Below are 15467 nucleotides of genomic sequence, written 5' to 3'. Positions count from 1 at the left end.
AATCTGATAATTTAATAAAATGTTTAGTACAGAATTTTTATTAAAACTCTTAAATAGAGAAAAAATTTCAAAATATATATATACAATACTCTTTCTATCATTAACTACAGTATTTGACTTTATAGCTCTCTTTTTCTTTGGAGGGATGTTTGGGAATATCCTTTATTTAGCATTTATCTGTTTGTTATCCCTTTTTGGAGTTATAATTACTATTAAGTTAATTGGCAAGCAGATTATTTTTATGGAGAAAAAACACGCAGTTGGTACTTTTCCAGAAGGTGAATTTTATCATATAACTACTCTATTTTTTGCTGCTATTTTTATTATTTTTCCAGGAATTATTAGTAGTACTCTCGGTTTTTTTATAATTTGTATACCACATTTACGCCTTTTTATTGGACGAAAAATCTCTAAAGGTTTAAAATTAGATTGGCATGGGGTGTATGAGTATAAGGAAATCTATAACAACTAAACTAATAACTTTTGTCTCAATATTTTTTATATCTTCCTGTATAACTATACAGTCAGTAGAAGAGGTAGAAAGAGGTACTGTCAACAATCTATCTAAAAGACAAAAACTCCTTGTTTCTGCTGCTCTAGATGCCTGCGATCTCTCATACAACGATACCCTAACCTTTAAGAGTAAGGAGTTTAATAACGACTGCTCTGGATTAATTAACGGGATATTTTGGGCTGCTGGTGTAGATTTATTAAAAGAGACATCCTCTGAAACAGGTAATGGAGTAAAAAGAATTCACTCCCTACTTAAAAAAAAGGGACTATTACATAAAAACAAACTTCCAAATGAGGGAGATTTAATTTTTTGGAGTAATACTTATGGATCATGGGGAACAACCCCCTCTCCCATATTGGCATAGTTGTATCTGTAGATAAGAAGAGCGGAAGTATTGATTATGTACATAATAATACCTACCTTGGGGATATAAGAAGAGAGACTATGAATCTATATAAACCCCATGAAAAAAGACCTACAAATAACTATATGCGTTATGATAATAAGTATAAAAAAACTGCGGCAGAGTTATTTGACTCCTTTGGAATAGCATGGAAACTATAAGAATATTAAGTCCTAACCAAATTAAAACAGTTGAAAAAGAGGCGGTAGATAGCTATTTTCTAACAGAAGAGATATTAATGGAGAGTGCGGCTTTAAGTGTTTATAATATAATAGTTGAAAGGTTTAAGGGGTTTAGTGTTATTATTTATTGTGGCCCTGGAAACAATGGAGGGGATGGACTAGCTTTAGGAAGAATACTCTCCAATAATGGATACAAAGTATACATAGATATTATAGATAGTAGTAAGTATAACGGCGCATCAAAGAGGAATTTCCAAGCAGCAGAAAAACTAGGTCTTTTAGAAAATAAGATAGATATCAAAGGGGATAAAACACTTATAGTCGATGCAATTTTTGGTGTTGGACTAAATAGAGTTATAGCTGATGATATTCAAGGCATAATATCATCTATAAACAGCTTACAAAACCCGGTAATAAGCCTTGATATCCCTTCTGGAATAAATGGTTTCAACGGAAAGATAATGGGTGAGCAGTGTATAAATTCAGATATAACAGTTACTTTTATAGCACCAAAAATTGGCCTCTATCTATTTCCAGGAGCAAATTTTTGCGGAGAGATTATAATTGAGTCACTTTCATTACCTCCAGCCCTATTTAATAAGTTATCTGCACCTAGGGTAAATAAACCTATAAAAATTAAACCAAGAAAAACAGATATCCATAAGAGTTCCTATGGTAAAGTTATAAATATTTCTGGATCTGAGAACTACTTTGGGGCTCCATACTTTGTAAGTAAAGCTGCACTACTATCTGGATGTGGCTACTCTATGTTATCTAGTCCCCCTAGTATAAAGGAAGCAATTTCTTCCATAGCTCCAGAGTTAGTTTATATTAATGAGTCAGATATTATTGATTCTGTTAAATCCTCCTCGTGTACTGTTTTTGGACCCGGTTTAGGAGTTAATTATAGATCAAAAAGTCTTCTTAAAAAAATCATTAAAATTGAGACTAAAAACTTAATAATAGATGGGGACGGCCTTACTATATTAGCAGACAGTATGAAAAGGATAAAAAATATCCAAAGTAGCTTAATCTTAACCCCCCATCCCAAAGAGATGTCTAGGCTATTAGGAAAAACATTAGATGAAGTTGAAAATAGTAGAATTGAGTCTGCATTAGAACTATCAACTATATCTAACGCCATAGTTGTATTAAAGGGTGTCTACTCGGTAATAACTACACCTCAAAAAGATGTATATATTAATACAGAGTCTTCTAATTCACTTGCAACTGCTGGAAGTGGAGATATACTGTGTGGAATTATAGCAGGACTATGTGGATATACAGACCCTCTATCTGCAGTTAAAAGTGCTGTATATATCCATGGGAAAGTAGGGCAATATGCAAAAGAACAAATTGGTGATTTTGGAGTTACAGCAAATAGTTTATTAAGTTTTATACCAGAAGTAATAAATAGCCATTTAGATACTAATCTATAACCCTATTTGGATACTTATCTGTTATCCACTGACGTAATTTAAATATTTCAACTCTATATTTTTCTATTAACCCCATTTTTATATGGGCATCAGCTATATCTACTCCATCTGCAACTTGGTTCATAACTGAAACTATCTCATTATTGGATAAAAAATGAGATAGCTTATTAAAAAATATTAGTTGTATATCCTGTTGTTGTTTATCTATCCAATCTTTAAACATCTATTTTTTGTCGTTATGATCATCCATAAATTTTGAAATTATAGAGTGATAGGTTTTCTCTATCTGTTTTCTCTTTATTTTTAATGTCTGTGTGAGTTCTTGCCCTATTTTAAAAGTATTCTTTACAAGTATAACATTAGTTATCTTTTCAAATGGTTTAAAGCCAGATTCCTTAGTAATCTTTTTATCTAACTCATCCTTAATTTTTTTCTCCAAGATTTTATACTCTTCTGTAGGTTCCTTATCATTATGAAGAAAGGAGAATATATCTGAGATTTTAACTTTTACATCATTTGCAAAGTTAGCTAGTGCATCATCATTAAGGGCTATAAAAGCTGTTAGACCTTTTTTATCCTGACCAAGTAACATTACATGATCAACCATCTCACTCTCTTGTATTTTATCTTCTATAGTTAATGGATCAATATTTTCTCCACCTAAAAGAACAATAGTATCCTTACTTCTTCCAACTAATACAATGTCCCCATAAAGTGTCTCCCGGGCAAGGTCTCCAGTACAAAGCCAACCGTCCTTAGAGAGAATCTCTTTGGTTGCCTCTTCGTTTTTATAGTACCCAGACATTACCTGGGGACCCTTTATATATAGAGTTCCTTTTTCACCCTTCTTAACATGTTCCATATTATCATCTAAAATTTTAATTTGAGTATTAATAAATGGAGAACCAACAGAACCGAGAGTATTTCTCTTAATTGTTCTACTCGCTATACCAGGCGAACACTCTGTCATCCCATAAGCATTTAAAACATTAATCCCGACAGAGGCAAGAAAGCGATCAATTGCCACTGGAAGAGAGCCTCCTCCGGAGATTGCACATCGTAAACGACCTCCTATTTTCTCCCTAACACTAGTAAATAACTTTTCGGCTATCAGATGTATAGGAAACAGGAAGACTATTCTAAAAAGACTTAAGCAACAGATAAATGTTCTTTTAAAAAAGTTCTCTTTCTCGAATCGAAGGTAACTCTTTCTAAAATATGAAAAACTCTTTTTGTAGTTATAGTTTAAATTGACAAGGGTATAAAATATTTTTCTCCTAAACTTAGGCTGAGACTTCATAAAAACATTCATTTTTGTATAGATAGAGTCCCAAATTCTTGGTACGGAGGCTAAAATATGAGGTTTTTCCCTAACAATATCCGATGAAAAATACTTTAAGGAGGAGTATACAAAGGATAAACCACAACTCATCCCAGAGTACTCAAAGGTTCTTTCAAATGCATGCCATGCAGGTAAAACAGTAACAGTTACCTCTCCAACCCTCTCATCAATCTCCATTCTTGGGGCAGTCATATATACATTTTCTATAAACTGATTTTGAGTTAAAATAACACCCTTAGGGTTACCAGTAGTTCCAGAGGTGTAAATAATAGAGACAACATCATTAAGTTCAATCTTACTTAAAAGTTCCTTAAAAAGAGTTCCGTCCTCCTTTAACCGACTAGCTCCTAAATCAAATAACTCTTTATAAAATACAACTTTCTCTTTAAACTCTACAGGAAGTTCCCCACTCTCTACAACAAAAGTTTTGTCCGATTTAGAGACTAAATCCTTAGAGTCTAGAAGTTGCTCAATAGTTTCAAAAATTACATACTTAGAGTCTGAATGGTCATATATAAACGAAGCCTCTTTAGGAGATGTATCAGATCCCCTAGGGACAGAAATAGCCCTTAAACTCTGTAGAGCAAAATCAGTTACCGACCACTCATATCTATTATTAACAAAAAAAGATACATGATCCATCTCTTTGATGCCTATTGATAAAAATCCTAGTGTTAATAGTTCAATATCATGAATATACTCGCTATATGTTTTATCAACAAATGTTTTCCCAGCTCTATATCTATGAGAAACTCTATTAGGATATTTTTTCTCTATTTCTAGAGGTATTTGAACTAAATTTTTATACACTTCTTATCCTTAATTTTCTGCAATTATTCCATATGCATCTGTTTTTTGGTCAGGCATTAGGTCTTCTGGAACTTTTTCGGCTCCTAAACTTTGATAAACCATAAACCTTGCACATCTTAAAGGATTACTATCACAATAGGAAGCCTTAAGCTCCGTATCATTTCCATCTTTGGCAAAACTACAAATATCTAAAAATTCACATTGATCCATATAACACCCTCACTATCTAGCTACTTATAATTATTCTACAATTATAAGTCTATTTCTATTATATTTTTTAAATTCGACTTGAGATCCATCTCTTAAAAACCTCTGCCTTAAAAGAGCTGTGCCCTCTCTGTTTTCAACAAGCTTTTCATCAATTCCCAAATATCTCTCTTCTATAAGGTTTCCCATAGAGTCATATTTACGCTGATATATAGCAACATAGTCCAGGTCTGCTTTTAATTGATCAAATCTACCTAGCTGTCGAATTTCAATTAACACATTATCACTATTATAATTATAAATATACTGAGAGATTCCATTTTTGTCATTCACTAAGTTCATTTTATTATCAAGATTTCTTTTCATTGATAAATTACCGTTATCATCATAATAATATTTTACAATAGATACCCCATTCTCATTAGGTTTTATATTTTCATAACTACCATAGTGAACTACCTCAATTTTACGTCCAATATCATCGTACGTCCAGTTATACTTTGCAATTCCCCAAGGATTAGCCTTAAGATTATCCTCTTCATCATAATACATTGCCTGTAGAATATTTCCCCTATCATCATAGATCCATCTATAGGAAGCAAATCCATCCTCATCTAGAGTTAATTCTCCATTTATATCATAATTCCTCTGCTCTAATTCATTCCCTTGTTCATAATGAGTCCACTCATATATTGAAACATTCATTAGGTCCATTACAGGTTCAAGATTCGAGTCAAAGTGGGCCTCTCTTATTTTATTTCCCTTACTATCGTAGTCCCACATAATGACTGCACTCTGTTCTCCTCCAAGGATTAGGGTCCTTTTAGGAGTAAGCCTTTGAATTTCTATTAAATTTCCATTTTCATCCCAATACTTCTTAACAATTGAGACCCCCATATTATTACTTGTTAACAACCCTTTAAGGTCATAATACTGTTCTTCTACTATGTTGTTATTTTCATCGTACAGATATTTAACTAAAGAGTACTTATCTTTATAACAATTTACTTCATTACCAAATTCATTAATATATTTAACAGATGATACTCTGCCTAAGTTATCAAACTCTGTCTCTTTTCCATACACTCCATCATAAAAAGGAACCTGTTTCCCTTTTTGATTAAATGCATACTCCTGTCTAATTCGACCAATATAATTAAAATGTATTCCAGCAATTCTATTAACACCTCTAATAAGTTGATTTAAGTGATCATAAAAAAAGACTGAAATAGGCTTTCCACCTTCATTGTACTTTATTCTATAGCTAAATACTGAGTCATCATTACTAACTCTACCACCCTTTCCATCTGTGAATTCCCATTTTGTATAAAAATCTTCATAAAAAATATTGATTTTAGTAACGCCAAAAAATGGATCACTTATTGAGTTACCACTCCTTAAAAACTCAATAGAAACAACCCTATCTCCGCTTTTTTCAAATTTGTAACAGTTAATTACCTTTGACTTCTCTTCTGACACTTCATATCTTCCAATTAGATTATACTTCTCATCAATTGCTATTTTTCTATAAAAAAGGTCTTCTCCAAAAAGTGAACTGGTTAGTAGATATAAAATTATTAAGCTAATAGATCTTCTCATTATTTATTTAACTCCTGATAATATTTTGTGTAGTTTAAAAACTCTTCCTGTCTTAAAAGTTTATTTTTACTCTCTTCTTTAGAGTAGTAGTACTGTTTTATAAGGTATAGATTGTCTATTACCCTATCTGGATTTGTTATTGAAGGGTAGGTTATCTTACCACTTATTGTAGAGATCTCTATATCTCCATAATTAAATAGAACTTGAAAAATATTTTTCTGCTCTTTTTTTATACTCTGAATAGATTTAATATCCGCCTCGATTCTCTTTTCTTTTCCTAAAAAGGGTTTTTTTTCGATATCAATAATCTTATCACCTTCAAAGGCATATTTATCATTACTCCAATCTATAAAATTCCATAAAACTACAAATAAAACTGGTAAATTTAAGTATAAAATAACAGCTTTTTCAAATAATAGATATAAAAACATAGTAGAGGATATAAAAACAAACAGGGAAGGGATTGACCTAATTAAAAAGAAAATAATGCTTTTTCTAAATGCAAATATCTGGTGTTCATCCCTCTCTATCTGGTTTTCAATTATAAACTTACTGTTTTGTTTACAGAGAAGATATTTAAATGACGACAAATCTATGGCCTTATCAATATTTACCCTGTGATTTCTATATTTATTTAGATCATCAACAATTTTATTTGGATTGTATACGCCCTTTAGGTAGAGCTTCTCAACAGGTGAATCAATTGAGATATCCCCAATATTTAATATTCGACTTAATCTACTTGTATAAATAGATCTTACAGCTTCAATTTTTTCTATAGGTATTGAGATATGCTCCTTTGTCACATTAAAGATATTGAAACTCTTTTTAGAGACTATAGTTCTATCTAGTTCAATAAAAATAAGTTTAGAATTTAAATAGTAGAGTGCTGTTCCCAACAGACAACATATAAAATAGATTGTATATACTTTCTTAAAACTGGGATCTTTTATAAAAAATGAGCTTAATAAAATCAATAACCCAATAGCAACAGCATAGGGTAAGACTTTTTTCAAAACCCATAAAAAGCTTCTACTAATTTTATAATGCAACTCTTTTTTAACTTTTTCTCTTTTTAATACTGTATCTGTCCAGATTTCTGCTTCTTTTTCAGGTAACTGAAGTTTTATTAGCGACGGGATAATAGGCTTCTTACGGCTTAATCTTTTTAACCCTAATATATCTATAACTAATAGCGAAGCTTCAGAAATAGCTTCCAATGAGCAGGATGTTACTGAATTGACTAATATAGATTCAAAGTCATAGAACTGTCCCTCAAGGAGTACTCCTTCCTCAATAACAACATCTTGATCTTTTTTTCTGTATAAGAAACTACCACTATTAACAATAATAAGATTTTGGCAAAACTCTCCTTGAAGATAGACTAAATCACCATTTTTACAGTTATATTCCTTTGTTATTTCTAGAATTCTTTCTAATTGAGTTTCTGATAGCTCTCTGAAATAAGGATTTAAGTCAGCCTTCAAATTTAACATATATATACTATCGACTCTAATTAGAGAGTAGTTAACCCCTTAAAAAATAGAATATGTCCCATCTTCATACACTTCTAAATATATTTTTTTACCCTCTTTTATGGCGTAAAACATCTGAATAGATTTATACCATCTACAATGCAATCGGTTTTCCATAACATAACTATTAAGGTAACTTAATTCTGGTAGCACGATAAATTTACACTTACCAATGGAACTAAAGGAGATATCCCCTAAAAGATAACTACTAATATCTATAAAATCATATCTCCAAGGGTCTATATCCAGGCAGAGCTCATCCCTAAGCTTTATAATCCTCTCTAGATCTATATTTTTTTTATACAGTGCGTTACAACTCCGAGTTAGAATCCCTAGGTGGGGGGATAGAGTAATATACTCATCTCCAGAGTTAACAATATTTCCAATAGGATATCGGCTTATAGATCCATAAAAATTCTCATATAGAGTTATATAATAGAGATATCCCTTTTTAAGTTTTACAATTACATTCTCATTAGAAGAAATGGTGTATTCACTATAATAGTTAAAACTGGAGATTACTAAGGTACCCGGCTTCAAACCACTAACCTCAACACTAAAAGAACTATCGTATAGCTCACAGGAACATAAAAAGAAGATCCCCCAAATTACGTAATAAATATTTTTCACAATAGAACTATAGACATATTATTTTTTATCAATCAAAATTAAGTTATGAAATACAGTGAAGAAGAGCTAAAAAAGTTAAATAAACTTCTTGAAGATCAGTTAGATATAATAAAAGATAAGAGAATTATAAAGGCTTTAGGTTCCTTTAATAAGTTTTATAGTAGTTTTCATACCTTCTTCTCCACTCTATGTTCAGAAAAAATAATTACCCAAGATCCCTATGGTGATGAATATAATCTTAAAAGTTTAAATCCGCCAGACTCATCTGAAGTTCCATACAATGAAGAGGGATATACTATTTCCATAAGGCTTACACACTACAACTCCATTTTAACTTATATAAAAGTAAAGAATATTATTTCGTTAGAAAATCTCAACCCAACTGTTATTAACAAAATTATTAATTTGGTTCATTTCTTAGACTGGAATAGACTATTTGATCCTCAACCTATTGAAACTAATACTGAGGCACTAAACAAAGTACTATTTTACTATAAAAAAGACCGTGGTCAGCAGTATATACTCTCTTCAATAAAATCTTCATTAACTGATATTGAAAGATATGGTAAAGATTTAATTAAAATGCTTGAACCAATAAGTCTATATATAAGGGAAAAGTATAAGTTATGGATTAGAGAAAATGTTCTTACCAACCTAAAGTTACCACCTGAGCTACAAGGTAAAGATATAAAAAAGGCTCATGATATGATAAGAATGAAAATCCATGAGCTAGGACAACCAATATATATAGAGCTTATAGGAGAGGTTTTACAAGAGGACTTCACAGAAAATGGACTTAATGTACGTAAAGAGATCTTAACTAAATTAGAAGAGATAGATGTAGAATCTAAGGATAACACTAAGAAAAAGAAGAGTATTACAAATGAAAAACCCATTGATATATTAGAAAAGTCATTACATGAACTTATGAACATATCAACACAAACAAACTCTATAATTGAAAAAATGTGGGTAAATAGTATAGGTCTAAGAGAAGAGACCTACTCATTTATCGAAAAGATAATTGATTACCTAAAATATACTCTTTTAGGTAGCCCAAGAAATACAACATATTTAGTAAAAACTGTGGAAGGAGAGCAGAAAGAGAAGAGCTTAGAATTTGAGAAATTTATTTCTAAAACTAAAATTTTAAATAAACAACTCTCTGACCTAAAGGAAAATATTGATGACTGTTATTCCTCCCTTATTGCAGAGGGAGAAGATGAGGTATCTAAGAAACTTCATAAACTCTTATCAAAAAGCCGATTCACGTATAAAAACTTATTAATGTTAGATAACTTTTTTAAAAATAATTTAAAAGATTCCAAAGGAATACAGATAGAATTAAAGGTCTTTTTATCATCTATAGATAAATCCCAGGCCAGCTATTTTGAATATAAAAAAATAATAGATGACCTAGAAAAGACTACTTACAAGCCTGATATAAACCTAACAACCTAAAGTCATCAGCCTGATTTGATAACTCTCTCTCTATTTGATTGAAAATCTCTTTATCTCCATCAAAAGTTACATCAATGTAAAAAGTGTAACTCCAAGGTTTACCATGGACAGGTCTAGACTCTATTTTTGTCATATTCAAGTTGTATTTGTTAAATATTGATAGATATTTTGATAGAGCTCCTTGTTCATCTTTAATATTAAAAACCATCGAAGCCTTATTCCAATCAACATCTACCGCTCTATCCCTACGCTGAATAACTGCAAACCTTGTATAGTTTCCAGGGTGGGTTTCAATACCTTCTTTTAATATTTTCATTCCATATATTTCAGCTGAAACACTACTTGCAATGGCACCCTTTGTCTTATCGCTTTTCTCGGAAATATCTTTTACCGCACCTGCAGTATCATAGTAGGATATAGGTGTCATCTTATTTTTTTCAATAAAGACACTGGATTGAGCAAGGGCTTGAGGGTGGGAGTAAACCTCCTTAATATCCGAAATTTCAGAGTCTATAGTTCCAATTAATGCATGACTAACTCTAACTTTTACCTCTCCAGTAATACAAAGATCAGAATAGTTTTTTAATAAGTCATAATTTTCATTTATTGAACCTGCTAATGAATTTTCTAGAGGAATCAAACCACTATCAGCAGAACCATCTAAAACAGAGTTAAATACATCTTTAAAACTTTTTTGAGGTAATGGAAAACCTACATCCTTTCCATAATAATTATATACTGCCATCTCACTATAAGCACCTCTTACACCTTGAAATGCTGCACCTATATGACTCTCTGTTCTTTCTGATAGTTCTATAACAGACTTCTCCTTAGGTAGTGTTGTTAACTCCTTATCCATAACAGGGGCTAACTCTTTTATATCGCACATTAATTTCTCAAATTGCTCAGGATAAAGGGACTGAGGTCCATCAGAGAGGGCTTTATCCGGGTCTGGGTGTACTTCTACAACCAAGCCATTTGCACCTGCTGCTATAGCTGCTAGAGCCATTGGAGAGACCTTGTCTCTAAGCCCTGTGGCATGGGATGGGTCAACAATAACAGGTAGATGGGATAGTTGTTGAATTATTGGTACCGCTGATATATCTAAAGTATTTCTAGTAAAATTCTCATAGGTTCTAATACCTCTTTCACACAAAATAATATTGTCATTACCCTCTGACATAAGGTATTCAGCAGCCATTAACCACTCTTCAATAGTTGCAGACATTCCTCTTTTAAGAACTACAGGTTTTCCAATACGTCCTACAGTTTTTAATAACTCAAAGTTCTGCATATTTCTAGCACCGATTTGGAATACGTCTACATAATCCTTCATCATATCCGCATCTCCAGGAGCTACTATTTCAGTAACAACAGGAAGACCGGTTAACTCACTAGCCTCTTTTAAATATTGACAACCCTTCTCCTGAAGTCCTTGAAATGAGTAAGGGGAGGTTCTTGGTTTAAAAGCTCCACCACGGAGCATAACTGCTCCGGCTTTTTTTACAGCATAAGCAGACTCTATTATCTGTTCTTTTGATTCTACGGCACAGGGGCCGGCAATAACAGTAACTCTATTACCTCCAACAGTAACAGGTCCTACATTGAAAATTGTATCACTTTTTTTAAACTCACGGGAAGCTAACTTATATGGTTTAGAAATTGGAATAACCTTTGCAACTCCACCCATTAACTCAAGTTGTCTTGGGTCTAGACCATTATGACCAACGGCTCCTAGAATAGACTCTTCTTCTCCTACAATCTCCTTAACCCTAAAGCTACGACTTTGTAGAAAGTCTATAATATTATTTTTATCTTTTTCAGTTATATTTCTCTTTAATACTATAATCATAAAATCATAGTATTAAATATTTTAAGGTCAATCTAGAGGTAAAGTAACATCTTTTACAAGCTTAACACTTTTAGGGTTTATTCTGGCAAAAGAACTCATTTCCAAATTAAATTCATCAAGAAGTACTCCCCTGTAGTCTAAGACCTTAGAAATGTAGTCTAAGGTCATTTTAGGTGTACCTCTTCCTGAAACCCTTCCGGAACCTGCATTATACATAGCTAAAGCAGAAACTTCGTTCTTCCCAGTATCAAGACACCAACGTATAAATTTAATTCCCTTTGCGGAATTCGTATCAATATCAAAAAACTCTTCTAATGTTAAATCAGAAAAAGTTGTTGAGTTTAACTGAAAAAGTCCTCTATCAATTGAAGTTGAGTTTCTATTAATAGCTTTTGGATTAAAACTGCTTTCAGCCTTAGAAAGGGCAAATGCCAATGATGGAGGAACATCGTACTTTATAGAGTACTTTAGAATAGCTTGAGCAATATCCCTATTCCCTGTATAACCAGTAAAAAAATCAATAACCTCTTCTTGTGTCTGGGGAGAGTTATATCTATTTACAATAAGGGTCTCACCCTTTTCATCGTTTAACTCTTTAACAGCCTCTTTAATAAAACTGTTTTCTGTTTTCAGAGATGCATTCCAAAAAAGATATTCTACATCTTTTTTCTTTATATGATCTGTCTTACACCCTACCAAAATAAATAATAACGTTAAAATCAGGGTGTGTTTTAAACTACTAAATTTAATCATAGGATTATTCTTTTTATTTTTGACATTTAATTCAAGAGCGTCAGACCTCAAAAACATGAAAAAGAGTATTTTTTTAATTGACAAAATCATTTTTTAGGACTTATCTAGGACTATGAACAAAATAAAAACAGATCTTCCAAAAATCTGCATTGGAACTTGGCCCTTAGGAGGAGATTACTGGGGAAGCCAGAGTCATAGCGACTCAAGAAAAATGATTCATGCTGCAGTTAGAGAAGATTTTACTTTTTTTGATACTTCTCCAGACTACGGTAAGGGAAGAAGCGAACAGCTTCTAGGACAGCAATTACCTAAACCAAACAGTAAATATATCATATCTACAAAAAGTTTTATTAAGCCGAAAAAAAGCTTAATTAAAGGAATAGAAAACTCTCTTAAAAGACTCAATAGAGATTATATTGACTACTTTTTTATACATTGGCCATCTTCTAAGTTAGATGCTAAACCTATGATCGAGTTATTAGAAAAGCTAAGAGCAGATGACAAAATAAAGAACATTGGTGTTAGTAACTTTAATTTAGAACAACTAAAGGATGTCCAAAATTCAGGGGATGTAGATATTGTTCAAAATTCGTACAACTTTTTCTGGAATCAGGATGAAACATTTTTGGAAGAGTGTAAAAAAATGGGAATAAAAACCCAAATATACTCCCCATTAGCCCAGGGAATTTTAACAGGAAAATATAATAGAGGAGATATTGAAATAGATGACTCAAGGAATAAGATGGTACTTTTTAAAAAGGAAAATTTTATTACCACTGGCAACTATATAAAAAAAATAGAGAGAGTTGCCATTGCCGAAGGTCTAACAACAACTCAACTTATTTTAAAATGGACACTATCAAAGGATTTTATAGACTCGATTATTGTAGGATGTAGAAATAGAGCCCAAGTAGAGGAGTTAAAGAGAGTTAGAGGAAGAGAATTAAAACAAGAGACAAAGGAGAAACTAAATACAATGTCTAAAGAGGCATGTAAGGGGATAATAAAAGCCAAAAATATCTTTGACCACTCTTATTGATAAAGCAACTTGTTAATTGTATTATTTTATTATGATAAAAAAAATAACAATCTTTCTAATACTTCTTCAAATGGTGTTTATTATTAATGCACAGAACAATGAATTTAACATAGCTGTATCATCATTAGATTTAACACTAAACCCTTTCTACACATATACAGCTAACGAGGCACAATTTTTATCAGGTATTTATGAAGGTTTAGTTTCATACAACCCCCAAGACCTTACCCCAGAACCTGCTCTAGCAGAATCCTGGAGAGTCTCAGAGGATAAAAAAAAATATTTTTTCAAAATTAGAAAGGATTTAAAATTTAGTAATGGAGAGAGTATAACCTCAGAAACATTTAGAGACAGTTTTTTAAAAGCCATTAACCCAGATACCCAGGCTGAATTTGCCTCCCTTTTAGATATTATTAAAAATGCAAAGGATTACAGAACTGGAAAAAACAGAGATGTAGAGAGTGTAGGTATATCCACCGATGGAGAGGATACACTAATATTTACACTTGAAAAAAGAGCTCCATACTTCACAAAAATTCTATGTCACCATACTTTCACCCCAATACCAACCTCTCTTCTCAATCAAAAGGTGTGGTCAATAGATCAAGTTGTCTCATCAGGACCATACCTAATAAAGAAAAATGAATCTCAAATAACGCTGCTAAAGAACCCTAAATATTGGGATAAAGAGAATGTATACTTTGATAAGATTAACATAAAGAGTTACACCAGTAGCACGGATGCCACCGCAGACTATAACAGAGGGGATATTGACTGGTTAACCGATAACGCTATTGATCTAAATAGCGTATCAGACCTAGAGACACTAAAAGTAAACCCACTTTTTGCCACAACATTTTACTACTTCAACTCTAGCTACAAGGAGTATAAGTCTGCAAAAATACGAAAGGCGATCTCATTACTAATACCTTGGAACAAAATTAGAGAAAAACAGTATATACCCGCAAATTCTTTAATCCCATCCCTATCAAATTTTCCAAAAAACATTATAAATAGTGAGCAAAACATAGAAGAAGCACTAAAAATTCTTGCAGATGAGGGATATAAAAATGGAAAAGGTCTATCGGATATTATTCTTTCTATACCTAAAAACACCTATTCCGACTCATATATAAGCAGTGTTATAAAAGAAAACATAGAGAAATACAGTAGTATCAAAGTGATAATAAAAGAGACATCCTATCCTGATTTTTTTACTATAAATAGAAGCGAAGAGTTTACAATAAGTACACTCTCTTGGATTGGAGATTTTGCAGACCCTCTAACATTTCTTGAAATGTGGACAAGTAATAGCAACCTAAATGACTCAAACTTTAGAAGTATAGAGTTTGATGAACTTATTGAAAATTCATCAAACCTAACCCAAGATGAGCGTTATGAACAACTATCCCAAGGAGAAAAACTTCTACTAGAGAACAGTATTGTACTTCCTATAAATCACTCTCCTGGAATAAATGTAATAGATACAAGATACATTAATGGCTGGTATACAAATACATTAGATATACACCCTTTTAAATACTTAAGAGTTGTAGATAAACATATAATATATGGTTTAATTTAAATTAAAAATTTGTAACTGCAAAATATTTATATCTAGTAATAGGTCTAACTCTTCAAGATTCTTTATCTTCCGAAGCTTATCGGCCTTTTTAGGAACCATTGACTCTAAAATAATCT

15 protein-coding genes are annotated in these 15467 nt (G+C 32.0%); 7 read left to right on the top strand and 8 right to left on the bottom strand.

What is annotated here, in order from left to right:
• Window positions 1–19: 19 nt before the first annotated feature.
• The 4 genes from EW093_RS09025 to EW093_RS09010 are packed head-to-tail and all read left to right on the top strand — an operon-like array spanning window position 20 to window position 2538.
• Window positions 20–472: an FxsA family protein gene (locus EW093_RS09025; protein ID WP_149568079.1), complete on the top strand. Its 453-nt coding sequence runs from the start codon at window positions 20–22 to the stop codon at window positions 470–472.
• Window positions 444–878: an NlpC/P60 family protein gene (locus EW093_RS09020; protein ID WP_187759654.1), complete on the top strand. Its 435-nt coding sequence runs from the start codon at window positions 444–446 to the stop codon at window positions 876–878. The genes EW093_RS09025 and EW093_RS09020 overlap by 29 nt, the downstream gene beginning before the upstream one ends.
• Window positions 845–1078: a hypothetical protein gene (locus tag EW093_RS09015; RefSeq protein ID WP_149568077.1), complete on the top strand. Its 234-nt coding sequence runs from the start codon at window positions 845–847 to the stop codon at window positions 1076–1078. Before EW093_RS09020 ends, EW093_RS09015 begins: the two co-directional genes overlap by 34 nt.
• Window positions 1066–2538 carry an NAD(P)H-hydrate dehydratase gene (locus EW093_RS09010; protein ID WP_149568076.1) on the top strand — a complete coding sequence of 491 codons (1473 nt, stop codon included), beginning with the start codon at window positions 1066–1068 and terminating at the stop codon, window positions 2536–2538. The genes EW093_RS09015 and EW093_RS09010 overlap by 13 nt, the downstream gene beginning before the upstream one ends.
• Here the strand turns inward: EW093_RS09010 and EW093_RS09005 are convergent.
• The 6 genes from EW093_RS09005 to EW093_RS08980 are packed head-to-tail and all read right to left on the bottom strand — an operon-like array spanning window position 2528 to window position 8661.
• On the bottom strand, window positions 2528–2761 hold the full coding sequence (locus tag EW093_RS09005) for a hypothetical protein (RefSeq protein WP_149568075.1): 234 nt from the start codon (window positions 2759–2761) through the stop codon (window positions 2528–2530). The genes EW093_RS09010 and EW093_RS09005 overlap by 11 nt on opposite strands.
• Window positions 2762–4690 carry an AMP-dependent synthetase/ligase gene (locus EW093_RS09000; protein WP_149568074.1) on the bottom strand — a complete coding sequence of 643 codons (1929 nt, stop codon included), beginning with the start codon at window positions 4688–4690 and terminating at the stop codon, window positions 2762–2764.
• Between the two features lie 9 nt (window positions 4691–4699).
• Window positions 4700–4900, bottom strand: a complete 201-nt coding sequence (locus tag EW093_RS08995; protein WP_149568073.1) for a hypothetical protein — start codon at window positions 4898–4900, stop codon at window positions 4700–4702.
• Between the two features lie 30 nt (window positions 4901–4930).
• Window positions 4931–6496, bottom strand: coding sequence for a hypothetical protein (locus EW093_RS08990; RefSeq protein ID WP_149568072.1), 1566 nt, complete (start codon window positions 6494–6496; stop codon window positions 4931–4933).
• Window positions 6496–7992, bottom strand: a complete 1497-nt coding sequence (locus tag EW093_RS08985; protein ID WP_149568071.1) for a hypothetical protein — start codon at window positions 7990–7992, stop codon at window positions 6496–6498. The genes EW093_RS08990 and EW093_RS08985 overlap by 1 nt, the downstream gene beginning before the upstream one ends.
• A gap of 39 nt (window positions 7993–8031) precedes the next feature.
• A complete protein-coding gene (locus tag EW093_RS08980; protein ID WP_149568070.1) occupies window positions 8032–8661 on the bottom strand; it encodes a hypothetical protein in 630 nt (209 codons plus the stop codon).
• Window positions 8662–8706: 45 nt separating this feature from the next.
• On the opposite strand from EW093_RS08980, the gene EW093_RS08975 reads away from it, so the two are divergent.
• Complete coding sequence (locus tag EW093_RS08975) at window positions 8707–10122, top strand: TP0584 family protein (protein WP_149568069.1); 1416 nt, start codon at window positions 8707–8709, stop codon at window positions 10120–10122.
• Here EW093_RS08975 and aroF read toward each other — a convergent pair.
• Both aroF and EW093_RS08965 read right to left on the bottom strand, forming a co-directional pair.
• Entirely contained in the window at window positions 10088–11974 is a 1887-nt protein-coding gene (gene aroF / locus EW093_RS08970; protein WP_149568068.1) for a 3-deoxy-7-phosphoheptulonate synthase, read from the bottom strand. The genes EW093_RS08975 and aroF overlap by 35 nt on opposite strands.
• Window positions 11975–12001: 27 nt before the next feature.
• Window positions 12002–12727: a transglycosylase SLT domain-containing protein gene (locus tag EW093_RS08965; protein ID WP_187759653.1), complete on the bottom strand. Its 726-nt coding sequence runs from the start codon at window positions 12725–12727 to the stop codon at window positions 12002–12004.
• 112 nt (window positions 12728–12839) lie between these two features.
• On the opposite strand from EW093_RS08965, the gene EW093_RS08960 reads away from it, so the two are divergent.
• On the top strand, window positions 12840–13766 hold the full coding sequence (locus tag EW093_RS08960; protein WP_149568066.1) for an aldo/keto reductase: 927 nt from the start codon (window positions 12840–12842) through the stop codon (window positions 13764–13766).
• A gap of 31 nt (window positions 13767–13797) precedes the next feature.
• Window positions 13798–15351, top strand: coding sequence for a peptide ABC transporter substrate-binding protein (locus EW093_RS08955; protein ID WP_149568065.1), 1554 nt, complete (start codon window positions 13798–13800; stop codon window positions 15349–15351).
• The last annotated feature ends 116 nt before the right edge of the window (window positions 15352–15467 follow it).

Origin of the sequence: Thiospirochaeta perfilievii, assembly GCF_008329945.1 — a bacterium.
Lineage (GTDB): Bacteria > Spirochaetota > Spirochaetia > DSM-2461 > DSM-2461 > Thiospirochaeta > Thiospirochaeta perfilievii.
This window is presented reverse-complemented; position numbering and strand designations above follow the sequence as displayed.

Coding starts and splice junctions, on each gene's coding strand:
- EW093_RS09025 (WP_149568079.1), top strand. CDS start 20: ATGTTTAGTACAGAATTTTTATTAAAACTCTTAAATAGAGAAAAAATT.
- EW093_RS09020 (WP_187759654.1), top strand. CDS start 444: ATGAGTATAAGGAAATCTATAACAACTAAACTAATAACTTTTGTCTCA.
- EW093_RS09015 (WP_149568077.1), top strand. CDS start 845: ATGGGGAACAACCCCCTCTCCCATATTGGCATAGTTGTATCTGTAGAT.
- EW093_RS09010 (WP_149568076.1), top strand. CDS start 1,066: ATGGAAACTATAAGAATATTAAGTCCTAACCAAATTAAAACAGTTGAA.
- EW093_RS09005 (WP_149568075.1), bottom strand. CDS start 2,761: ATGTTTAAAGATTGGATAGATAAACAACAACAGGATATACAACTAATA.
- EW093_RS08995 (WP_149568073.1), bottom strand. CDS start 4,900: ATGGATCAATGTGAATTTTTAGATATTTGTAGTTTTGCCAAAGATGGA.
- EW093_RS08990 (WP_149568072.1), bottom strand. CDS start 6,496: ATGAGAAGATCTATTAGCTTAATAATTTTATATCTACTAACCAGTTCA.
- EW093_RS08985 (WP_149568071.1), bottom strand. CDS start 7,992: ATGTTAAATTTGAAGGCTGACTTAAATCCTTATTTCAGAGAGCTATCA.
- EW093_RS08975 (WP_149568069.1), top strand. CDS start 8,707: ATGAAATACAGTGAAGAAGAGCTAAAAAAGTTAAATAAACTTCTTGAA.
- aroF (WP_149568068.1), bottom strand. CDS start 11,974: ATGATTATAGTATTAAAGAGAAATATAACTGAAAAAGATAAAAATAAT.
- EW093_RS08965 (WP_187759653.1), bottom strand. CDS start 12,727: ATGATTAAATTTAGTAGTTTAAAACACACCCTGATTTTAACGTTATTA.
- EW093_RS08960 (WP_149568066.1), top strand. CDS start 12,840: ATGAACAAAATAAAAACAGATCTTCCAAAAATCTGCATTGGAACTTGG.
- EW093_RS08955 (WP_149568065.1), top strand. CDS start 13,798: ATGATAAAAAAAATAACAATCTTTCTAATACTTCTTCAAATGGTGTTT.